This is a genomic window from Streptomyces sp. NPDC049627 (assembly GCF_044465645.1).
In the GTDB taxonomy this organism is placed as follows: Bacteria; Actinomycetota; Actinomycetes; order Streptomycetales; family Streptomycetaceae; genus Streptomyces.
In genome coordinates, this window is the sequence record NZ_JBITLW010000015.1 from 14,966 (window position 1) to 36,890 (window position 21,925).

14 protein-coding genes and 3 pseudogenes are annotated in these 21,925 nt (G+C 71.0%); 9 read left to right on the forward strand and 8 right to left on the reverse strand.

Annotation, left to right across the window (positions count from 1 at the left end):
- From ACIBU0_RS34780 to ACIBU0_RS34795, 4 genes are all read right to left on the reverse strand, one after another.
- On the reverse strand, positions 1-1,482 hold the full coding sequence (locus ACIBU0_RS34780; protein WP_398826697.1) for a long-chain fatty acid--CoA ligase: 1,482 nt from the start codon (positions 1,480-1,482) through the stop codon (positions 1-3).
- Positions 1,483-1,500: 18 nt separating this feature from the next.
- Positions 1,501-3,207, reverse strand: coding sequence for an aldehyde dehydrogenase family protein (locus tag ACIBU0_RS34785; RefSeq protein WP_398826698.1), 1,707 nt, complete (start codon positions 3,205-3,207; stop codon positions 1,501-1,503).
- 38 nt (positions 3,208-3,245) lie between these two features.
- Positions 3,246-4,553 (reverse strand): MFS transporter, encoded by a 1,308-nt coding sequence (locus ACIBU0_RS34790; RefSeq protein ID WP_398826700.1) that lies wholly within the window; start codon positions 4,551-4,553, stop codon positions 3,246-3,248.
- A gap of 127 nt (positions 4,554-4,680) precedes the next feature.
- Entirely contained in the window at positions 4,681-7,008 is a 2,328-nt protein-coding gene (locus ACIBU0_RS34795) for an arylsulfatase (RefSeq protein WP_398826702.1), read from the reverse strand.
- Between the two features lie 357 nt (positions 7,009-7,365).
- Between ACIBU0_RS34795 and ACIBU0_RS34800 the strand changes: the two genes are divergently transcribed.
- Together ACIBU0_RS34800 and ACIBU0_RS34805 are read left to right on the forward strand one after the other, a co-directional pair.
- On the forward strand, positions 7,366-8,514 hold the full coding sequence (locus ACIBU0_RS34800; RefSeq protein ID WP_398826704.1) for an AraC family transcriptional regulator: 1,149 nt from the start codon (positions 7,366-7,368) through the stop codon (positions 8,512-8,514).
- Positions 8,515-8,730: 216 nt separating this feature from the next.
- A complete protein-coding gene (locus ACIBU0_RS34805) occupies positions 8,731-9,690 on the forward strand; it encodes a formylglycine-generating enzyme family protein (RefSeq protein WP_398826706.1) in 960 nt (319 codons plus the stop codon).
- A gap of 4 nt (positions 9,691-9,694) precedes the next feature.
- Here the strand turns inward: ACIBU0_RS34805 and ACIBU0_RS34810 are convergent, their stop codons facing one another.
- Positions 9,695-10,933, reverse strand: a complete 1,239-nt coding sequence (locus tag ACIBU0_RS34810; RefSeq protein WP_398826708.1) for a PucR family transcriptional regulator — start codon at positions 10,931-10,933, stop codon at positions 9,695-9,697.
- A 236-nt stretch (positions 10,934-11,169) separates the two neighbouring features.
- On the opposite strand from ACIBU0_RS34810, the gene ACIBU0_RS34815 reads away from it, so the two are divergent.
- Positions 11,170-12,990 (forward strand): GMC oxidoreductase, encoded by a 1,821-nt coding sequence (locus ACIBU0_RS34815; RefSeq protein ID WP_398826710.1) that lies wholly within the window; start codon positions 11,170-11,172, stop codon positions 12,988-12,990.
- 55 nt (positions 12,991-13,045) lie between these two features.
- Complete coding sequence (locus ACIBU0_RS34820) at positions 13,046-14,905, forward strand: alkyl/aryl-sulfatase (RefSeq protein ID WP_398826712.1); 1,860 nt, start codon at positions 13,046-13,048, stop codon at positions 14,903-14,905.
- 482 nt (positions 14,906-15,387) lie between these two features.
- On the opposite strand, the gene ACIBU0_RS34825 is transcribed toward ACIBU0_RS34820, so the two are convergent.
- Positions 15,388-15,885 carry an ATP-binding protein gene (locus ACIBU0_RS34825; RefSeq protein ID WP_398826714.1) on the reverse strand — a complete coding sequence of 166 codons (498 nt, stop codon included), beginning with the start codon at positions 15,883-15,885 and terminating at the stop codon, positions 15,388-15,390.
- 169 nt (positions 15,886-16,054) lie between these two features.
- Between ACIBU0_RS34825 and ACIBU0_RS34830 the strand changes: the two genes are divergently transcribed.
- Positions 16,055-16,654 carry a TetR/AcrR family transcriptional regulator gene (locus ACIBU0_RS34830; RefSeq protein WP_398826716.1) on the forward strand — a complete coding sequence of 200 codons (600 nt, stop codon included), beginning with the start codon at positions 16,055-16,057 and terminating at the stop codon, positions 16,652-16,654.
- Between the two features lie 15 nt (positions 16,655-16,669).
- Here the strand turns inward: ACIBU0_RS34830 and ACIBU0_RS34835 are convergent.
- Positions 16,670-17,786 (reverse strand): annotated as a pseudogene (locus tag ACIBU0_RS34835) (beta-galactosidase domain 4-containing protein); the annotation flags it as partial.
- A 206-nt stretch (positions 17,787-17,992) separates the two neighbouring features.
- On the opposite strand from ACIBU0_RS34835, the gene ACIBU0_RS34840 reads away from it, so the two are divergent.
- The 3 genes and pseudogenes from ACIBU0_RS34840 to ACIBU0_RS34850 form a co-directional block, all read left to right on the forward strand.
- Positions 17,993-18,289, forward strand: a complete 297-nt coding sequence (locus tag ACIBU0_RS34840; RefSeq protein ID WP_398826718.1) for a hypothetical protein — start codon at positions 17,993-17,995, stop codon at positions 18,287-18,289.
- 502 nt (positions 18,290-18,791) lie between these two features.
- Positions 18,792-19,028: pseudogene (locus tag ACIBU0_RS34845) on the forward strand (transposase); the annotation flags it as partial.
- Positions 19,029-19,600: 572 nt separating this feature from the next.
- Positions 19,601-19,833, forward strand: a pseudogene (locus ACIBU0_RS34850) (MarR family transcriptional regulator); the annotation flags it as partial.
- Positions 19,834-19,870: 37 nt separating this feature from the next.
- Here the strand turns inward: ACIBU0_RS34850 and ACIBU0_RS34855 are convergent.
- A complete protein-coding gene (locus ACIBU0_RS34855) occupies positions 19,871-21,070 on the reverse strand; it encodes an MFS transporter (RefSeq protein ID WP_398826720.1) in 1,200 nt (399 codons plus the stop codon).
- Positions 21,071-21,124: 54 nt separating this feature from the next.
- Between ACIBU0_RS34855 and ACIBU0_RS34860 the strand changes: the two genes are divergently transcribed.
- Positions 21,125-21,925: an AraC family transcriptional regulator gene (locus ACIBU0_RS34860; protein WP_398826722.1), complete on the forward strand. Its 801-nt coding sequence runs from the start codon at positions 21,125-21,127 to the stop codon at positions 21,923-21,925.

The window sequence follows — 21,925 nt, forward strand, 5'->3', positions numbered from 1 at the left end:
TCAACGGCTCTCGGGGGCGGCGATCTGGCGCTTGAGGATCTTGCCGGTGGGCCCCTTGGGCAGAGCGTCGACGAACCAGACCTCACGCGGGTACTTGTAGGCCGCCACCCGCTCCCGGACGAACTGCCGCAGCTCGTCCGCGCCCACCTCGGCGCCGGGGCGCAGCGCGATCACCGCGGCCACCTCCTCGCCGAGGGCCGGCTGCGCAATGCCGATCACCGCGGCCTCGGCCACTGCGGGGTGCTCGTACAGCACCTCCTCGATCTCGCGCGGGTAGACGTTGTAGCCGCCGCGGATGATGACGTCCTTCTTGCGGTCGACGATGTAGTAGTAGCCGTCCTCGTCGACGCGGGCCAGGTCGCCGGTGCGCAGCCAGCCGTCGACGATCGCCTCGGCGGTCGCCTCGGGGCGGTTCCAGTAGCCGGCCATGACGTTGTGTCCGCGGACGCAGAGTTCACCGACGCCGTCCTGCGGGTCGAGGAGGCGCATCTCGACGCCCTCGACGGGTGTGCCGACGGAGCCGGGCTTGCGGGCCCGGTCGGGGTGGTTGAAGGAGGCGATCGGGGAGGTCTCGGACATGCCGAAACCCTCCAGGACCGGACATCCGAAGGCGGCCTCGAAGGTGTGCAGCAGTTCGACGGGGAGGGATGCGGCGCCGGAGATGCACATGCGCAGCGAGCTCGTGTCGCGCTGCTCCGCACTGCGCTCATGTTCGGCGAGTATGGCGGCGTACATGGTGGGCACGCCTTCGAAGACGGTGACCCGTCGCTCGTCGATGGTGCGCAGGGCCTGGGCCGGGTCGAAGCGGGCGAGCAGGGTGAGTTGGGCACCCGCCGCCATGGCGGCGTTCATGGCGCAGGACTGTCCGAAGGCGTGGAAGAAGGGCAGGCAGCCCATCACCACGTCGTCGGGGGTGAGCCGGAGCAGGGTGATCCCGCCGATCTGGGCGTTGCGGGCCAGCCCGGCGTGGCTGAGCATGGCGCCCTTGGGCGCGCCCGTGGTGCCGGAGGTGTAGAGGATGACGGCGAGGTCGTCGTCCTTCCGCGGGACGGCCGTTGCCGGGTCCGGGTGGTCGGCCAGCAGCGTCTTGAGCCCACCGGGCACGATCGGCACCACGGGGGTGTTGGTGTCGTCGGCGCCGGCCCGGGCCTGGTCGGCTACGCCGTCCCAGGCCAGGAGCAGCGCCATGCCGGAGTCGCGCACCTGGTGCGCGATCTCACGCGGCTTGAGCAGGGGGTTCATCGGCACCACGACGGCACCGGCGCCCAGCACGCCGTAGTAGAGAGCGGGGAACTCGAGCAGGTTGGGCAGCATCATGCCGACCCGGTCGCCGGGGCCGACCCCACGGGCGGTGAGGAGTGCGGTGGTACGACCGGCAAGGGTGGCCAGCTCGGCGTAGCTCAGTCCCTGGTCGCCGAGTTCGACCGCACGGCGGTGGCCGTGCTCGGCAGCGGCGCGGACGAGGAAGTCGTTGAGGTTCATGAGTGGATCGGTTCCTGTTCAGCCGCGAAGTGCGGAGGCGAAGACGGCGGGCAGTCGGGTGATGCCGGGTGCGGTGGTGAAGCCGGTGACGCGTTCCAGGGTGGTGCGTCCGGTGCGGTTGGTGACGAAGTACGGGGGGCGGGGCGAGAGTGATGGCGAGCCGGTGAACAGGCCACGCGGGGCGGGCGCGAAGGGCGCGCGTACCAAGGTCTTCTCGACGTCCTCCAGCAAGAAGGCGTTGTTGACGAAGCCGATGCCACTGCCGATCGCCTGCCGGGTGTTGCCCGGATACGCGCCCCAGGGCGTGTATCCGAGCAGGACACCGACCGCGGACCAGCAGTTGACGCCCAGGGTGCCGTAACGGAGCTCGGCGATGGCCGCCTCCACCACGGTCCGGTGGGCCCGCTCGGTGGCCGGGTGGACGATCAGGGTCGCGCCGAGCGTGCCGGGGAGGGTGGCGTTGGCGAAGTCGACGGCGTGGCGGAGGAAGTCGGCCGGGATCTCGCCGGGCAGGCGGACCACGCCGAGGGCGCTGGCGAACACTTCACTGCTGAGCAGCACGTCGTCGTGGTCGGCGATGTCCGGCACCAGCAGCCGGCAGCCGTCGCCGTAGCTCTCGGCGTCCGGATGGGCCGCGCGGACCGCGGCCAGCCGCCCGTCGGCGCCGGGGTAGTAGTCGCTGCGGACCGGCAGGGTGCGCAGCACCTTGCGGATCTCGTCGAGCAGCCGCTCGGTGCCGTCCCAGGAGCGGGGCAGCACCAGCACCTGGCTGGCGATGCAGTTGTGGCCGGAGTTGTTCATCTTGCTGGTGACGATGTGCTCGGCCTGGAAGCGGAAGTCCGCCGCGCTCCACTGCCCCGGCACCACGATGCACGGACTGACTCCGCCCAGCTCGCTGGTGAACGGCTTGTCGACCAACGGCCGGTCGTCGCGGCGGCGCTGCTCGGCCTGGTCGTCGGTGCCCCACATGATGGCGTCGTGGGTGCGGTCGCTGCCGGTGACGTGGACGGAGTCCACACCGTCGTGAGTGGTGAGGTACGCGCCCTCGGCAGGGCCGCCGTCGACGAACCGCAGCCAGCCCCGCTCGATGAACTCGGCGAAGATGCCCTCGAAGTGGGGCCGCAGATAGGCGTTGACCGGGTTCATCTTGGCGACGACGACCTGGCCCTCGGCGTACAGCTTGTGCAGGATGTCCAGGGCGGTCAGTGCGGCGACGTTGCCCGCGCCGAGCACCAGCGCCACCCCGGCCGGTTCCGGACGGCCCCGGTACAGTCCGGCCGCCCGGTGGCGCACCTGCTCGGCGGTGATGCCCGCCCCCATCCGAACCCGGGCCGAGTAGCCACTGAGCAGCAGCCGGTCCCAGCCGGTGGCGGGGAACACGTCCACCCAGACACGGCCGCCGTGTTCGTGGACCGCCCGCGCAGGCAGCGGATCCTGGCCGGCGGCGATCCGCCGCAGTACCCGGAGGCGGGCGCTGACGTTCTGAGCCAGCGCCCACGGGCCGCCCGCCCAGTCCTCCGCGGCCCAGGGAGAGTCGGGGCTGTACCCCTTGGCGCGGGCGCCGGCCGCGGCCAGCTCGGCCGCGGCGCCGCGGATCCGCGGCATCAGCCGTTCCAGCAGGCCGATCCGATCGGCGAGCGGTGCCGCGGCCCAGGACGCGGCGTTCTCACGCAGCTCGTGCAGGGCGCGGTCGAGGGCGGCGGTGTCAAGGGGGGTGCTGTTCACGTCACTCCTTGGGTGGCGGACGGAGGGAACGGAGTGCGTCATGCGGCCAGGCGGCGTGCGTCACGGGCCGGGTCGACCAGGGTGACGGCAGCGGCACCGCCGATCAGCAGGAGCAGGCCCACGAGCAGTACGGCGAGCCGGTAACCGGCCGTGCCCTGGGTGTCGACGAGGTGGCCGGTCAGGGCGGGGGCGACCAGGCCGCCCGCCGTGACCACGGCGGTCATCAGGCCCAGGGCGCCACCGCGGCGCCGGCCTGGGACGAGTTCGGCCACCGAGGTCACCGACACGCTCACCATGAGCCCGGGCAGGCCGAACCCGACGATCAGGAGCACGACGGCGAGTGCTCCGCCGGCCAGTTGCGACAGGCCGAGACAGCACAGGGCGCAGGCGATCAGCGTGATGCCGCCGACGCGGGCACGGGCCCAGCGGCTGCTCACGCCGCGACGCAGCAGCCATCCGGTCAGTGCGGCCTGGCCCAGCAGGGCGACGCCGTTGACGGCCCAGAGCACAGCGACCAGGTCTGCCGCGGCTGTGTCCGAGTAACCCAGCCCGTCGCGCAGGTAGGAGGGCGCCCACACCAGCGCCAGGGCAGTCAGCCAGTAGGTGCTGAAGAAGGCGGCCGTGCTGCCGATCCAGCTACCGGTGCGGAGGATGCGCAGGTAGGACGCGTCGGCGGGGCTCGGGGCGCCGGCTTCCGTACCGGCACGCGCGGGGATGTCGGCCGCGTGGCCGCCGTCCCCGCCGAGGGCGACCCAGGCCGCGGCCCAGACCACGCCCACGGCCGCGACCACACCGAAGGCGGAACGCCAGCCGTGGTGGTGGATCACCCAGGTCAGACCGGGGGCCGCCACCACGACGCCCAGGGTGGTACCGGCAGTGATCAGAGAACCGGGCAGGTTGCGCTTGCGGTCGGGGAACCAGGACAGGGCGCTGTGCTGGGCGACGGGGAACGCCGGCCCCTCTGCGGCCCCGAGGAGGACCCGGGAGGCGACCAGCACGGCCACCCCGCCGCCCAGTGCCATGGGCATCTGGGCGACCGACCACAGCAGAGCCATTCCCAGCAGCAGCCACCGCGGCCGTACCCGGTCCGCCAGCAGCCCGACCGCGGCGCCGCAGACGGAGAACAACAGGAAGAACGCGCTGTTGGCCAGTCCGAAGGACGTCGCCGACAGGCCGAGGTCACGGCGGATCGAGTCGGCCGCAAGCCCCATGACGGACTTGTCGGCGAAATTGATCATCATGAAGACCACGAGCAACCCGGTGACGGTCCACGCCCGTCGCCTGGAGTGGGGTGCTGCTGGGGAGAGGTCGGGGGTTCTGAGGGGGACGACGTCGTTGTCGGTCACTACGGCTCCGGGAAGTTGGCTGGTGCGGAGAGGAGTTGGACGGGGCCCACGGGACCTGGGGGGAATGGGGAACGCGGGCCCGCACGCCGAGTTCGTGCAGCGGCTCCCGGCTCTCCCCGGTCGGGGACTACTGCACGGACACCATCGCCTGCGCCTCACCCGCCGGGTCCTCGCAGAGATCGTCGCCGACCTCCAGGACGACCTTCTCGATCCGCCCGCTGAACCGGCCGCCCCGGGTGCCGTAGTCGGTCACGGGTACGCCGTTGTCCTCGCCGACATCCAGCCATTCGGTGGCGTGGTAGACGAACGGAACGGTGTGGTTCAGCCGCACCGATCCGGCCGGCTCGCCGTCGACGAACAGCTGACCGAGGCCTCCCTTGCCCACGCCGCCGCCGTCGTAGGTGAAGCGGTAGCGCAGGGTGTGCCTGCCGGGGCCCAGCGGCTCGGGCGCGCTGATCTCGTAGTGCTCGCGATCCACCCAGCTGTAGTGGAACGCCGGGGCGCCCTCGCGCAGGAACAGGGCCCAGCCGGCGAACCGGCCGCCCTGGGCGACCACCGCGCCGCGCGCCGGCTCGTCGCCGACCTCGATCTGCGCGGTCACCGTCCAGGACCGGTTCTTGGTGTCCGGCAGCACACTCTCGTTGAGATGGCGCATTCCCGGGTAGAGGGTGACAGCGCGGCCGTTGCCGAGCCGCGGGCGGCCCACCAACTCGCTGTCCATCCGCAGCACCTTGCGGTCGTCCAGCGGGAAGACGTCGTACTTTGCGGCCTCGATCAGGAACAGGTCCTGCAGCTTGCGCAACCGCTCCGGCTGCTCGGCCGCGAGGTCGCGGCACTGTGCGTGGTCGTCGGGGGCATAGAGCTCCCAGACGTCCTCGGTGAACGGCCCCGGTCTGCCGGCGAGTTCCCACGGCACCTCGTGCTTGGTGCACGCCGACCAGCCGTTGTGGTAGATGCCGCGGTTGCCGAAGATCTCGAAGTACTGGGTGGTGTGCCGCTCCGGGGCGTCCGCCTCGTCGAAGGCGTAGGCCATGGAGACGCCTTCCATGGGCTTCTGGGCCACGCCGTTGACCGAGGTGGGCTCGGGGATGCCGGCGAGTTCGAGGATGGTCGGCGCCACGTCGTTCATGTGGGTGAACTGGTGGCGGACCTCGCCGCGGGCCCGGATGCCGGCCGGCCAGTGCACGATGGTGCCGACCCGGGTACCGCCCCAGTGGGAGGCCATTTGCTTCGTCCACTGGAACGGCGCGTTCATGGCGTGGGCCCAGGCCACCGGGTACTGGGCCAGCGTGTCGGGGCCACCCGTCTCGTCGATGCGCGCGAGCATCTCGGGGACGGTCTCCTTGATCCCGTTGTAGGACGCGTACTCGTTGAGGCACCCGTGCGGGCCGGCCTCGGCGCTCGCGCCGTTGTCACCCATGACGTACAGGATGATCGTGTCGTCGAGGACGCCCATCTCCTCCAGCGCGTCCACGACCCGACCGACCTGCTCGTCCGTGTGGGTGGCGAAGCCCGCGTAGCTCTCCATCATGCGCGCGTACAGCCGCCGGGCGTCCTCGGGCTGCTCCTCCCAGGCGCCGATCTCGGCCGGCCGGGGGCTGAGCTCGGTGTGCTCCGGCACGATCCCCAGTTCCTTCTGCCGGGCCAGAGTTCGCTCCCGCTGCTCGTCCCAGCCGTGGTCGAACTCGCCGCGGTAGGCGTCGATGGACTCCCGGGGCGCGTGCAGCGGGGCATGGCAGGCACCGAAGGACAGGTAGCTGAAGAACGGCTGGTCCGGGCTGAGCGCCTGCTGCTCGCGGAGGTCGGCGATCAGCCGGTCGACGAGGTCCTCGCTCAGGTGGTAGCCGGGCCGGTCCGGGGTGGGGATGGGGCTGGTGCCCTCGAAGAGGGTGGGGCGCCACTGGTTGGTCTCGGCGCCCATGAATCCGTAGAAGCGCTCGAAGCCCTCACCGGTCGGCCAGCGGTCGAACGGGCCGGTCCGGCTGGTCTCCCAGGTCGGCGTCTGATGCCACTTGCCGAAGCAGGACGTGTTGTAGCCGTTCATCCGCAGGATCTCCGGCAGCGTCGCGCAGGATGCGGGGCGCGCGGAGGTGTAGCCGGGCTGGCTGGTGGCGATCTCGGTGATACCGCCGGCTCCCACCGTGTGGTGGTTGCGGCCCGAGAGCAGGCTGGCGCGGCTCGGCGAGCACATCGCGGTGGTGTGGAAGCGCGACAGCCGCAGGCCGTTCTCGGCGAGCCGGTCTGCCACCGGCATCCGGCAGGGGCCACCGAACGAGGACGAGGCTCCGTAGCCCATGTCGTCGATGAGGATCAGGAGGACGTTGGGTGCGCCCTTCGGCGGTCGCATCCTGGTGACGGGCTCGGGCATCTCGGCATCGCGCACGTCCATCGGCGTGGCCGCCGGCCGCCTCGGCTCGTTGATCGGGAGTGTGGCGCGGTAGGCCGGATTCACCACGGGACGGTTCCTTTCCGAGTGCTGGGTGGTGCGGATCACAAGCGGGGACGGAGGAGTCGGCACGTGCCCCGCGAGGTACGCCCGCCATCACCATCGCGAAGAACCCCGCGGCGGGTCTTGCCTTCGGGTGCCGACAATTTGGCTTGGCGCGACACCGTGCACCGGTGGTGCTGCACAGTGCGGGCAGGGCGGAAGGGACCGTACGACCGTTGTGCGGTGGCACGGTCCGCAGCTCCGGCATTGTGTGCGCGCCCAGTGCCGCTCCCCGGTCGGCTGCTTAAGCTCTTCCGAAATGCCCTGGCGACGGCGTTCCGCGCCGGTGGACCACGGTGGCCATGATGAGGAGGTACGGTCGCGATGAGCCGAGAAGCAGCGGTCGCGCAGGCCCTGGGGCCGGGCCGCTCCACGGGCGGGCATCGCGAGAGCCGGACCTGCGGGCCGAACTGCCCGCACGCCGTCGCGGGACACGGGCTGGTCCGCGGTTCCGCGCTGAGCGGATTCCGTGAGCTGGTCACTGAGTTGGGCGGCGCGCCGGACGACCTGCTGCACCTCGCCGGGATCGAGCCCTCGACGGCGGGGCGGTACGAGGAGTACGTGCCCTTCCGGCGTGTCATGGAGTTGCTGGAGGCCGCCGCCGAGAGGACCGGCACACCGGATCTGGGTCGCAGGCTGGGCCGGCGGCAGAGCGCGGACATCCTCGGACCCGTGGTACCCGCCGCGCGCACCGCTCGTACCCTCGCGGAGGCGGTCGAGGTCTTCAGCCGCTACCTCGGAACCTACTCCACGGGCTGCTCGCTCCGGCTGGTCCCCGGCCCCGGCGAAGGCCTGGCGTTCGTGGAGTTCCGCAGTGTCCTCGGCCGGCGGTGGCTCCATCCCCAGGGAGCCGAGGCGGTCCTCGCACGTGCGCTGACGGTGCTCAGGCTGCTGGCCGGTTCGTCCTTCCGTCCTGTCGACATCCACGTTCCGCACCGCGCGCTGACGCCTCAGGCGGACTATGAGAGCGACTACTCCGCCACGGTGCGCTTCTCCCAGCCCCGGCCGGGGTTCACCCTCAGCGCCGCGGACCTGGGCCGCCCTCTGGAGCACGACCCGGTCGTCCACCGCGTGCTCATGGAGCATCTCGCCGGCACCGCCCCGCGGGACAACGCCTACCTCGTACGCCCGGTCACCGAGCTCGCGAAGCAGATGCTGCCCGACGGAGTACCCACCGTCGAGGACATCGCCGCCCGCCTGGGGCTGCACCCGCGCACCCTGCAACGGCGCCTCGCGGCGGAGGGGTTGTCCGTCACGGATCTGGTCGACGTGGTGCGTCGGGACACCGCCGAGCGGCTGCTCGCGGAGACGGACATGGAGCTGGGCCGGATCGCCCGCTGGCTGGGCTACGCCGAGCAGAGCGCCCTGTCGCGTGCCTGCAGGCGCTGGTTCGGCATGACGCCCTCCGGCGTACGGCGCACGGCGCGCCAGAGCGGCGCGTCCGAGGCGGCGGCAGTGCACGGCCCTGCGTGACGCGTGCTCACGCCCGCCGCTCCGTTCACCGTGACCTGCACTTCCGCGGCCCGAGGAACACTCCGCCGACAGGTCCTTGACCAGCGATGACCGCAGTTCTCGCTGGTCGGAGCGACCCGGAGGACCGGGCGGCCATTCCTTTCGAGCCATCGACGGCAGGCACCCGTCAGCCATACCCGGTCCTCCCGGACCGGCCGAGATTCTCAGGGAGCACCCATGGGCCACCCCGACTCACAGCTCGGCAGTTGCTGCCAGCCGTCACGGACATCCGCGCCGGGGGCCGCCGAGGCAGTGGAACTGGTGCTCGGCTCGCGGAGGGCCGCTGATCGGAGCAGATCGGTGGCGCTACCCAGAGGTGAGTTCCTCATGGGTACCGACGGCTCGGAGGGTTTCCCGGACGATGGCGAGGGACCGGTGCGCAGGGTGCGTGTCAGCCCGTTCCGCATGGCCGTCCACACGGTGACCAACGCCGAGTTCGCCCGGTTCGTCGAGGACACCGGCCATGTCACCGAGGCCGAACGGTTCGGCTGGTCGTACGTCTTCGCCTCCTTTCTGCCCGGCGCCCTGCGCGGGACCTCGCACCGGCTGGAGGGAACCCCCTGGTGGTGCGGCGTCGAGGGGGCCTGCTGGCGCGCGCCGGAGGGGCCGGGCAGCGACGTGGCGAGTCGGGAAGGGCATCCCGTCGTCCATGTCTCCTGGAACGACGCCGAGGCCTATTGCCGCTGGGCGGGTGGCCGACTGCCCACCGAGGCGGAGTGGGAGTACGCGGCACGCGGCGGGCTCGAGCAGTGCCGCTATCCGTGGGGGGACGAGCTGACTCCCGGTGGGGAGCACATGTGCAACATCTGGCTGGGCCACTTCCCCACGAAGAACACCGTTGAGGACGGCTACCGGAGTACGGCTCCGGTGGACTCCTACCAGCCGAACGGCTTCGGTCTGTACAACATGGCCGGGAACGTCTGGGAGTGGTGCGCGGACTGGTGGACCACCGACCACGGGGACCGTCCGCGCACCGATCCGGCCGGCCCTCGCACGGGCTCGGCGAAGGTCATCCGTGGCGGTTCCTACCTGTGCCACAGCTCGTACTGCAACCGCTACCGGGTGGCGGCCCGCACCTCCAACACACCTGACAGCACAACAGGACACATGGGCTTCCGCTGCGCGTTCGAGGTCTGAGTCCTCACCGCGGCAGCGCCCGACTGCCGAGGCGGTGCAGGAGTTCCAGGGCGAGGGACACGGCCAGACGGCGCTCGGAGACCTGGTATCCCAGCAGGGTTTCGGCGCGGGCGACCCGGTGCAGCACGGTGTTGCGATGGGTGTGCAGCCGCTCGGCAGCACGTGGGGCGTTTCCGCCTTCGTCGAGGTAGACCCGCAGGGTGGACCGCAGGGTGAGGTGCGCCGGCTCGGCGCCGCACAAAGGCCCCAGGGTGGAGGTGATGAACTCGGCCATGCGCTCCTCGTTCTGGCTGACGAGGGCGACGGCTTCGATCTCGTGGTAGGCGGTGAGCTGCTCTCCGTCGGGGGCGCCGGCGAGGAGCCGCTGGGCGGCGAGCGCCGCGACGTGGCTGCGCCTGAACCCGGTGACGCCGTCGCGGAGCGGTCCGAGGACGGCGCGAACCCTGGGAGCCGTGTGGGCCATGGCGTCGCGGAGTTCCTGCCAGTCCGGTTCGTGGCGGACGGGAAGCCAGGCCCACAGCGTGCGCGCGCCGGCAGGCAGGGTGAGGGGCGGCCGTGAGCAGGCCGCCACGGAGAGGGTTCCGGCAGCCTGCTCGAGCGTCCCGTGCACATCGCCCGGCGGTTCGGACCACAGCACAGCGGCGACGTGCCTTCCGGTGAGGTCGTAATTGAGCTGTCGGCCGGCTCGTTCGGCGCTGATGGGGGCTCCGTCGAGAAGGAGCCGGATCGTCTCGGCTCTCCGGGCCAGTGCCCCGGAGAGCAGGTCCTGGCGTTCCTGCTGCATGCGTGTGATGACAGTGTCCAGCACTCCGTCGACGTACTCGTACATCAGGGCCGAGGACAGCTGGAGCACCTCGACCAGGTCGGCGCGGGACGGGACGGTCGCGGCTGCGAGGTCCATCCACCGCCGCCATGCCACGTTCTGGCCCCTCCGATAGGACTGCACGAGGGCGTCGAGTTCGGCGCCACGACGCACCAGCGTCCGAGCCAGGTCGAGGGTCTCCAAAGGCGCGTCCCGGGAGACCGGCTCGCCGGGACGCACTTGCATGGCCTTCAGCCAGCGCAGCACGTTCGCCCGGCTGCTGGCCCGGCTCTCCGCGGCCAGCGTCGGGTCCTCGGCCAGGACCGGGGCCACCTCGAAGATGGCCGCGTCGATGTCCAGGAGGAGGGCGTCGACCTCGTCGAGGAGCCGTCCGGCGACCAGCTTGATCAAGGATGCGACGTCCGTGGCGGCCGACTCCATCCCCTCACGCTACCCACGCTGGTGCAGCGGCACAACAGCCATCGCCGGTGCTGGGCAGCCGCACATCCTTCCGGCCTGCCGTTCCGGCTTAGCGTATGGCCACACCTGCCGCGGGAGGCGCACAGCGGTCGACAGCGACGACCGCTCGCGGAAGAGGCCCGTGGGGTGGACTCCCTGAGTGAACCCCGCTCTTTCCCAGGCGGTGGCCGCCCTCGTCTCGTCCCTCGGAGGCTCACATGACAACTCCCGCCGCCCCCCGTGACCACGGTCGGCCGCCGGAGGGGAACGAGCTCGACTACGACGTCGTCGTGGTCGGCTCCGGCTTCGGCGGTTCGGTGGCCGCGCTGCGGCTGACTGAGAAGGGCTACCGTGTCGCCGTCCTGGAGGCCGGCCGCCGCTTCACCGCCGCCGACCTGCCGAAGAACTCGTGGGACCTGGGCAATTACCTGTGGGCCCCCGCTCTGCGCCTCTACGGCATCCAGCGCATCCACTTGCTGCGCAACGTGCTGGTCCTGGCCGGCGCGGGCGTCGGCGGCGGCTCCCTCAACTACGCGAACACCCTGTACGTGCCCCCGAAGGCGTTCTTCGACGACCCCCAGTGGGGCCACATCACCAACTGGCAGGAAGAGCTGGCGCCCTTCTACGACCAGGCGCAGCGCATGCTCGGGGTGCGTCCCAACCCCACGCTCACCCCTTCCGACGTCCACCTGAAGGCGGTTGCCGAGAACATGGGGGTGGGGTCCAGCTTCCATCTGGCGCCGGTCGGCGTGTTCTTCGGGGACGGCGAGGACGCGGACTGCAGCCGCCGAGTGCGGCCGGGCGACGAGGTCGACGACCCGTACTTCGGCGGTGCGGGACCTGCTCGCCGGGCCTGCACCGAGTGCGGTGAGTGCATGACCGGCTGCCGCCATGGCGCCAAGAACATGCTCACCGAGAACTACCTGCACCTCGCCGAGCGCGGCGGCGCCGAGATCCACCCGCTCACCACCGTCACCCGGATCAGGGAGGAGGGCGACGGCTACATCATCGACACCCGTCGCACCGACACCCGCAGACGCGCGCAACGCAGCTTCACCGCCCGCCATGTCGTGGTCGCCGCAGGCACCTACGGCACCCAGACCCTGCTGCACACCCTCAAGGCACGCCACGACCTTCCGCACATCTCCGACCGGCTGGGCCACCTCAGCCGGACCAACTCCGAGGCGATCGTCACCGCACAGACCACCGACCGCCGCTACGGACGCCGTGCCGACTTCACCAAGGGCGTGGCGATCACCTCCTCCATCCACCCGGACGAGAACACCCACATCGAGCCGGTCCGCTACGGCAAGGGCTCCAACTCCATGGGCCTGCTGGGCGTACTCCAGGTCCCGGGTGGCGGCCGCGGCCCACGATGGCTGCGCTTCCTCGCCACTTCCGTCCGGCACCCGGTCCTCTTCGCCCGCTCGCTGAGCAAGCGCCGCTGGTCCGAGCGGGCCATCATCGGCCTGGTCATGCAGTCCCTGGACAACTCCCTCACCGTCTCCCTCAAGCGCGTGCGCCGCGGCAAGGGCGTGCTGACCTCCCACCAGGGACACGGAGCCCCCAACCCCACCTGGATCCCCGCCGCCGAGCAGGCCGCCCGCCTGCTCGCCGACGAGATCAACGGCTTCCCGGGCAACACCATCGGTGAAATCCTCGACATCCCCATGACCGCGCACTTCATCGGCGGCTGCCCCATCGGCGACAGCCCTGAGACCGGCGTGGTCGACCCTTACCACCGCCTCTACGGGCACCCGGGGATCGCCGTCGTCGACGGCTCCACCGTCTCCGCCAACCTGGGCGTCAACCCCTCCCTCACCATCACCGCCCAGGCCGAGCGCGCCATGTCCATGTGGCCCAACAAGGGCGAACGCGACTCCCGGCCCGCCCAGGGCGAGTCCTACTGCCACATCCCCCCGGTCGAGCCGACCCGGCCCGTCGTGCCCCGCACAGCCTTCGGAGCCCTGCGCCTCCCGCTCCTGCCCATCCCCACCGTCCGCACGCAGACGACCGACCGCCTCCAGCACGACGAATGACCGGCCGGCCCCGGCGCTTGCTCCATTGATCAACCACCAGCCGAAAGCAGGAATCTTGAACGCGAGCGAACTCGACTGGGACGACCGCACCGACCTGGAGAACGCCACCCGGGGTCTGGTCGGACGTCTCGACCCGTGCATCATCCGTGACGCGACCGGCAGTGTCGTCTGGGACAACGAGCGGTGGTCGTTCCTGGAACAGGACTGCCCGCAGACCGCCCACCCCAGCCTGTGGCGGCAGGCCCGGCTGAATGCCCTCGACGGCCTCTTCGAGGTCGTGCCGGGCGTGTACCAGATCCGCGGCTTCGACATCTCCAACATGACCCTGGTCGAGGGCGACACCGGAGTGGTCGTCATCGACCCGCTGATCAGCGAGGAGTGCGCCGCCGCCGGCCTCGCCCTCTACCGCAGCCACCGCGGTGAGCGGCCGGTCAGCGCCGTCGTGTACACCCACAGCCACCTCGACCACTTCGGCGGCGTGGGTGGCGTGGTGGACCGTGCGGAGGTCACCGCAGGCCGCGTCCCGGTGTTCGCCCCGGAGGGCTTCATGGAGCACGCGGTCGGTGAGAACGTCATCGCCGGGCCCGCCATGCTCGTCCGCGCCGCCTACATGTACGGCAGGTCGCTGCCGACCGACCCCAGCGGAATGATCGGTTTCGGTCTGGGCCAGGCCACCTCGAACGGGCGCTTCGGCCTGATCGCCCCCACCGCGCTGATCACCCGTACCGGCGAGGAACTGGTCGTCGACGGGATCCGGATGGTCTTTCAGCTGACGCCGGGCACCGAGGCGCCCAGCGAGATGAACTTCCTGCTGCCCGACCACCGGGTCCTGCTGGTGGCCGAGAACGCCAACCACACCCTGCACAACGTGCTGACCCTGCGCGGCGCCGAGGTCCGCGACGCCCAGGCCTGGGCCGGATACCTGACGGAGACCGTTCAGCTCTTCGCCGACCGCGCCGAGGTGCTGATCGGCTCACACCACTGGCCCACCTGGGGCCGCGAGGAGCTCACCGCGCTCCTGTGCGAGCAGCGGGACGCCTACGCCTACCTCCACGACCAGACCGTACGGCTGATGAACCGCGGCCTGACGGCAACGGAGATCGCCGAGGAGCTGCAGGAGTTCCCGGGAGAGCTGGGCAGCGCCTGGCACGCCCGGGGCTACTACGGCTCGCTCAGCCACAACAGCAAGGCCGTGTACCAGCGCTACATGGGCTGGTACGACGGCAACCCGGCCCATCTGTGGCAGCTCCCGCCCGAGGATGCGGGCCGGCGCTACGTCGCTTTCATGGGCGGCACCGAGGCCGTGGTGAAGAAGGCCCGCGAGTCCTTCGACGCCGGCGACCTGCGTTGGGTCGCGGAGGTGCTCAATCACGTGCTGTTCGCCGACCCCGGCCACACCGGGGCCAGGGAGCTGCAAGCCGCGACCTTCGAACGGCTCGCCCACAGCGCGGAGAACGGCACCTGGCGCAACTTCTACCTCTGCGGCGCCCAGGAACTCCGGCAGCCCGCCGATGTCCGGCGCACCACGGTCGGGACCTCTGGCGGAGCGATGGTCCCGGCCCTCTCCACGCTGCAGATCTTCCAGTCCTGGGCGGTCCGCCTCGACGGCCCGGCGGCCGCGGCCCACCGACTGCAGCTGCGGTGGGAGTTCACCGACACGGCCGAGACCTGGACGCTGCTGCTGGCCAACGGGGTGCTCACCCCAATGCGCGGCGACGCCCCCGGCGGCGGGCAGTCGGACGTCGTACTCCGGCTGACCAGAGCCGAGTTCAACCGGGGGCTCATGGGGACGACGGACTTCGCTTCGGCCGTGGCCGCCGGAACGATCAGCGTCGAGGGCGACCGGCAGGCACTGCTCATCCTGCTGGGGCTGCTGGAGGAGCCCGCCCTCACCTTCCCGATCGCCCTGCCCTAGTAGGACTCCGTGACTGTGGGTCTCTTTCTGTCTTGGTGTCTTGGGGCTCCTGCTGGGCGGGGCGATGGCAGTGGTGCAGATGCCGGTCCCGCACCTCCGGTGTTCTGGAGGATGTCGAGGACGTGGTGGAGAGTGAGCCGGGCCCGGGCGGTTGCGTTCGCGACATTCGTGGTCGACGCGCCCGCGGACCTTGGCCAGACCCACGAGGTCGACCATCGGAACGCCGGCGGGAAGGGCGGACGGCCCGCAATCAGTGGCAGGCTCGGACCATTCGATCAGCGGCCAAACCGGGCAGGGCCCCGTCCCACCACCGACGACCGGCGGCGTCATGTCCCACCCGGCCAGTGTGTCGAGCATGTCCAAGGCCGGGCACACACTTCACGCGGTGCGGTTGTTCCAGGCCGATCCGCGTCTTTTGAGCGGGACCACGAAGCCGCAGCGAGATCCCGGCCGCGTCGGGCGGCAGACCGCCTGCTGGACTCTCACAGGGGGAGCTCGGCTTTCAGCTCGAACCAGACAGTCTTGCCGGTGGCGGTCCGCGTACTGCCCCAGGCGTCCGCGAGCACGTCGAGGAGTTCAGTGCCCCGGCCGCCTTCCGCGTCCATGTCGGCGACGTTCCGTACCGGGCCGACGGACGCGGTGTCCTCCACCTCGCACAGCAGTCGGGAATCACGCACCCGCAGGTTGAGCCTGAGCGCGCCGCTCGTGTGACGCAGGGCGTTGGTGACCAGCTCGCTGACCAGGAGCTCGGCGTTGTCGGCCAGATCACCCAGAGCCCAGTCACCCAGCTGCCCGGTCACCAGTCGCCTGGCTCGGCGCACCGACGTCAGGTCCCGCTCCAGAGGCCAGGAGGCGTCCCACGTGGTGGCCCGGCCACGGGGCGCTCCCAACGGGCGCAAGGGTGCCAGCATGCGGGACCACAGAGCCCACTGCCGGGCGGCCCAGGCGGGGTCGATGGTCTGGATGACCATGAGGTTCATTCCCTTCACAGCTGACGTGGACGGTGTACGCGCCGGAATGTCCCGACCCGGTACACGTAGCGAGTGCTACACCTAAAAATATACATGTAGCAGGTGCTACAGTAAATACCTCTCCAAAAGTTTCTTATCGGACACCTTGTCTCTGTCGCCCCACACATCGGGAGCCCGCATGCCTCGCCCGCCCGACCCGGCCAAGCGGCGCGACCTTCTCGACCGGGTCCGCGACTACGTCCTGCGCAACGGCCTCTCGGACCTCTCCCTACGCCCGCTCGCCCGGGCCCTGGGCACCAGCGACCGCATGCTCCTGTACTACTTCGGCAGCAAGGAACGGATGGTCGCCAAGGCACTCGCGGTCGACGAACGCCGGCCGCTCCTGCGCACCCGCGAGCTGATGGAGAGGACCGGCCCGCCTACGGACCCAGCGGGCCTGCGCCGCTTCCTGGAAGACGTGTGGCGTCAGTTCAAGGACCGCGACGCCCGCGCCTCGCTCCCTCTCTACCTCGAGATCATGAGCGCGAGCTTGCTTCACCCGGACCGCTACGGGCCCGTCATGCGCGACATCATCACCGCATGGACGGACGTGCTCACCTCGGTCCTACGTGACCTCGGCATGGGTGAGTATCAAGCCCGGACCCAAGCCACGCTCCTGACCGACGCCACGTTCGGCCTGCTGATCGCCCCCTTGGCGGACGGCCACTGGGACCGCGCCGACGAAGCCTTCCACGCCCTACTCGACAGCCTGGAACCCGGTTGGCATTCGACGGCGTGACGGCGGTCGCGTCCGCTATCGCGCCGCCGTCGGCCTCCGCGACGCCGCCATCGCCTCTTTCACGTCGGTCAGCGGCCGCAGCCGGTAGGTGTACGAGTAGTCGCGGCTCGCGAACAGCCTGTACTGGTCGTGGGTGTGGGCACCCCAGCTGTTGTCGCCGCCCAGGCCCATCTGCCGGTGGTTCACGCGCAGGACGACCTCGTCGGGCGGGGTCAGCTGGTACTCGTGGCGTACGCTGGACGACAGGTCCTCCGGGGTGAAGCGGGAGGCATTGACCTCCAGCAGGGGCTCCCCGGAGACGAGGAGTCCGTTGCCCGAGGCGTCGGTCAGGGCGATCCAGCGGACGTCGGTCTTGTTGCCGTTCTCCTGGGGCCGGATGCACGGGGTCCACTGCTCCGCGACCGTGCCGGAGTACACGCCCACGTCGGTGCCGTCGCGGCGGTCGATGTAGTTCTCCTCGGGCCCGCGGCCGTAGTAGCGCAGCCGGTCGAGACGTCCGGGCAGGAGCAGCAGCGTGCCGACCTCCGGGATGTAGGGCAGGGACGCGGCGCCCGGGTGCAGGGTGTTGTCGACCTTGATCTCGCCGTTGCCGAAGACGGTGTAGGTGGTGGTGTACGTCGATTCGACGCTCTTCGGCAGGGTGCCGGTGACCTTGATCTCGACGGCCTTGTCGCCCAGGGGGCGCGTCTGGACCTGCGTCACCGCGCGGTCGGTGCCCGCGTCGCGCCAGGTCTGGTTGCGGGTGTGCTGGCCGTTGCCGCGGTCGTTCTCGGTGGGCGCCCGCCAGAAGTTCGGCACCGGCCCGGAGGCGAGGAGCCGGGTGCCCCGGGACTCGTACGAGGTGGTGATCCCGGTGCTCTTGTCGACGGTGACCGAGAAGTCCTTGCCCTTGACCGTGACGGCTGCCTTGTCCCCGTCGTCGTGCTTCAGCGCCGGCACGCTCGTCAGTGGGGCGGGGCACCGCCGGGACGTCGGCGTCGAGGGGCAGTTGCTGCTTGGCCACCTCGAAGCCGGCCTTCGCCCACGGGGTGGATTCCTTGGTGGTGAAGGACAGGTGGAGGAAGTACTCGGTGCCCGGGGCCGGGTCGGCTGGCAGCCGGACCGGCACCGTGATGTCCTTGCCGCTCAGCGGTGTCGGTGGCCGGGCCGGCTTGGCAGCGGTTGCCGCCCTGCTGCTCGCCCCGAATGCCGTGGCGGTGTTCCTGTCACTGGGCGTCGGCTCCTCTTGGATGGCCGACGTTCACCCGGTGCAGAGCGACGGCAGCAGCAACCCCCCTTGCCTCTCTCATGGGCGGCATGGGTGCGGGTGGATTAGGTAGCAGCCGGCAGCCTGACCGCGTGGAACACCTGAGGTCCCTGTCGGTGGGTGGATGGCCGCTGTGGCTCGTGGCGCTCGCGGTGATCGGCCTGATCCTGCTTGGCTGCGCCTACCGGGCAGCCCGGGCCACGCGCCCCGGCCACAAGCGCCCGTTGCTCCCCTGTCGGGGCCCGCTGGCCGGACACCTCGGCACGGCCGTGAGGTTCGGTGTCGTCACGGCCGTCGTCCTGGTTGTAGCGGCCTGGCTGGTGGGGGCGTCCGGGCGCTTCGGCGTCAGCATGTTCGGCCATGAGATGGGGGAAAGCAGGCCGAGCTGAGCGGCAGTGCGCTGCGGACGGTCGTCTTCGGGCTGCTCGTGGGCAGTCTGGCCGGGTTTGCCGGAAGCCTGCTGTCTGCGGTGCACGGTGACCGTGGGCCGCGGTGACAGTGGGCTTTACGCGGTGAAGACAGTTCACTTTCGTATCCTGCCCGGCAGGATCCCTGCTGCCGCGCGCCTTGCGCCGTGGCCCCGCAAATGGCGGAGCCGGAAGCGCATGACCTGTCGCCTGGAGGCCTCCTTTGACACCTGTCGAGAGTTCCGCCCTGCCTGGCATCGGCGTCAGCAGCGACCCCGGTGCGGTCGCCACCTCGCGGTGACGGGACTCCAAGTCGACGGAGGACAGTTGGACATCACGGTCGCGGCCGACGGAGTGGTGAACGTGACCGCACCGGAATGGCTGACCGTTGTCACACCCTGATGTCGCTAACAACGGCTAACACAATGAGGCGGATCGTCCCTGACGGCCGTGTCCCGGGCGGCAGTTGAGCGTTCGGTCTGGTGTGGGGACGTCGCCGTGGATCGTGTCGGATGAGCTGTGGGACCGGCTTGAGCCGCTGCTGCCGCAGCGCGCGAGGCGCTTTCGGTATCCAGGGCGTAAACCGCTGCCGGACCGGGAGGTGCTGTGCGGGATCCTGTACGTGCTGCACACCGGCATCCAGTGGGAGTACCTGCCCAACGAGCTGGGCTTCGGCTCGGGCATGACCTGTTGGCGGCGGCTGCGGGACTGGAACGCGGCGCACCAGAGGGCCGACGGCGTCAGATGCGGCTTTGCCGTAGTGCGCCGTCAGTAGCGGCTCGGCCACGTTCAGAGCCAAGGTCATGAAGCTGGAGAAGACCAGAAGCCGCGTGCTGGGCGTAGCTGTTCAGAACGGGCCCCATGTACGACGAGGTACAACGTGCCCAGCGGCAAACCGATCACGGACAGATCCACGGCGGGGGCGACCAGCGGTGCGACCCAGGCATCACGCCGAGGCGGAGTGCCAGAGCCCTGACGTTGCCGAATCCGAAAAGGAACGGGAGACCGACAACGCCCGTCATGATCGCAGTCACGGCGCGGAGGATGAACCTTCGATCAAAGCGCAAAGGCCGGGGGAGTGTCGACGCGCTTGGGGTTGCAGGTGGCCATCTAACCGACCTCCAGCCACGTCTGCTGGCGGAGGGCGTGTGCATAGGGTGCGAGTCGGTCCACCGACCCGCCCCCGCCACCGATCCGCCCTCCAGCGTGCGGCTCTCGCCCGCGGTGCCGGCCGGCATGTCCTGGTCGTCGCGGGCGAGCCCGGGCTCGCCGAACTGCTCTCGGACACCCTCGGCGGCCCGTGTCACGCGCGTAGTGCAGCAGTTGCAGAAGTCGGGGTACGTCACCCGCGTCCCCGCCCCACAGGACCGCCGCACCCAGCGCATCGAACTCACCGAGGCCGGCCGGCAGGCCCTCGCCCGGTCTGCGAGGCTGACGCCCGCGGCATGCAGCTCGCCCTGGCCGACTGGACCCACGAGGAGCTGCGCCGGCCGGCCGGTCTCTTCCACCGCATCGTCGACGACTTCCCTGGCCGGGACCGCCCGATTCGATGTCCCGCCCGGATCACGCCGACTTCGCGCGAGGGCGCCGGTCGGACGAGCCGGGCGCCGGGCCGGGCCCTCCCGGCGGCGTCGGCTCCCGCAGCCCGCTCAGCAGCAGCCGGCCCAGCGCCGGCAGGGCGATGAGCGGCAGGAGCGCCGTCTGCAGCGAGGTGGCGTCGGCCAGCGCACCGACGGCCGGGGCGGCGAGACCGCCCACGCTCACGGTCAGCCCCAGCGTCACGCCGCTCGCCGTGCCCACCCGCCGCGGCAGATAGTCCTGGCCGAGCGTGACGTGCAGCGAGAACGGGACGTACAGGCCGGCCGAGGTCAGGGCGACGAACAGATACACCGGCGGCCCGGGCACCAGGACCACACCGGCCACCGCGAGCACCGTGAGGACGTACGCGTGGCGCACCACCGCCAGGCGCCCGTACCGGTCGGCGAGCCGCCCCCCGGCCACGGTGCCCACCGCCCCGCCGAGATACAGCACGCACAGCGCCGCCGTACCGGCCACGTCCCCGCCACCGGTCCGCTGCCGGACGTGGAGGGCGACGAACGCGCTCAGCCCGACGAACACGATCGACCGGCACACGACGGCGCCGGACAGCCGCAGGAACGACCCCCAGTCGTCACGGCCGGCGTCCTCGCCGCTGTCGGCGGCCCCGCCACGGCTGCCCGCCGAGCGCACGGCCGCCGCACACAGCGCCGCCCCCACGACCGCCGGGACGGCAAGCAGCGGTGACGCGCCCAGACCTCCGGTGGCCATCACCGAGGCCACCAGCAGCGGCGCCAGGGCGAAACCGACGTTGCCGCCGAGGGAGAACCAGCCCATCGCCGTATGACTGCCGTGCGCGGCGTCGCGGGCCGCGCGGGCGGCCTCCGGGTGGTACGCGGCGACGCCGATCCCCGACCCGGCCACCACCGCAAGCGTGAGCGCGTAGGACCCCATGACGCCGCTCAGCGCGACCCCGGCACCGCCCGTCAGCGCGCTCAGCGGCAGCAGCCACGGCATCGACCGGCGGTCGGTGAGCGCCCCGAACAGCGGCTGCACCACCGACGACAGCAAGGACGCGGCGAGCACGACGCCCGAGGCGGCGGCGTAGCTGTAGGCACGCTCGGCGACGAAGTAGGGGACGAGGGCCGCCACGGCGCCTTGGTAGACGTCGACACAGGCGTGACCCAGGGACAGCAGCGTGATGGCGCGGTTGCGTTTCGTGGACACCCTGCGATCGTCGCGGGGCGGCGCTGTGGCCCGCTTTCGATAATCTGCCGAACTGTGTCGAACATCCGCCACACACCGACCGCGCCGACCCGCGCCCAGGTCCTCACCGCGGGGGAGCGCATCGACGCACACCGCCACGACGACCACCAGATCGTCTACGCGGGCTCCGGCGTCCTCGCCGTCACCACCGACGCCGGGACCTGGTTCGCGCCCGGCAACCGCGCCATCTGGGTCCCCGCGGGCACCGTCCACGCGCACCGCGCCCACGGCCACCTCGCCCTGCACCTGGTCGGACTGCCCGCCGACGACAATCCCCTCGGCCTGGACGCCCCCACCGTCCTCGCCGTCAGTCCGCTGCTGCGCGAGCTGATCCTCGCCTACACCCGTGATCCCGGCGACGACAGCCCCGAGCGCCGCCGCCTGCTCGCCGTCCTGTGCGACCAGCTGCGGGCCTCGCCCCAGCAGCCCCTGCGCCTGCCCACCCCCGCCGATCCACGCCTGGCCGCGGTCTGCGCGCTCGTCCACGCCGACCCCGCCGACTCGCGCACCCTCGCCGCGCTCGGTGCCGCGACCGGAGCGGGCGAGCGCACCCTCAGCCGGCTCTTCCGCCACGAGTTCGGCATGACCTTCCCGCAATGGCGCACCCAGTCGCGCCTCTACCACGCACTGCGCCTGCTCGCCGAGGGCACACCCGTCACGACCGTGGCCCACCGCTGCGGCTGGTCCTCCGCCAGCGCCTTCATCGACGTCTTCCGCCGCTCTTTCGGCTACACACCAGGAACCCACAACAGCCGGACCCGGCAAGGCCACTGGCGACCGGGGCCGGGTGACGGGCCACGATCTACTCTCCGGTAG

Excerpts from the sequence above, each read along its gene's own strand:
- ACIBU0_RS34815 (WP_398826710.1), top strand. The coding sequence starts at position 11,170 with ATGACAACTCCCGCCGCCCCCCGTGACCACGGTCGGCCGCCGGAGGGG.
- ACIBU0_RS34805 (WP_398826706.1), top strand. The coding sequence starts at position 8,731 with ATGGGCCACCCCGACTCACAGCTCGGCAGTTGCTGCCAGCCGTCACGG.
- ACIBU0_RS34825 (WP_398826714.1), bottom strand. The coding sequence starts at position 15,885 with ATGAACCTCATGGTCATCCAGACCATCGACCCCGCCTGGGCCGCCCGG.
- ACIBU0_RS34780 (WP_398826697.1), bottom strand. The coding sequence starts at position 1,482 with ATGAACCTCAACGACTTCCTCGTCCGCGCCGCTGCCGAGCACGGCCAC.
- ACIBU0_RS34800 (WP_398826704.1), top strand. The coding sequence starts at position 7,366 with ATGAGCCGAGAAGCAGCGGTCGCGCAGGCCCTGGGGCCGGGCCGCTCC.
- ACIBU0_RS34810 (WP_398826708.1), bottom strand. The coding sequence starts at position 10,933 with ATGGAGTCGGCCGCCACGGACGTCGCATCCTTGATCAAGCTGGTCGCC.
- ACIBU0_RS34830 (WP_398826716.1), top strand. The coding sequence starts at position 16,055 with ATGCCTCGCCCGCCCGACCCGGCCAAGCGGCGCGACCTTCTCGACCGG.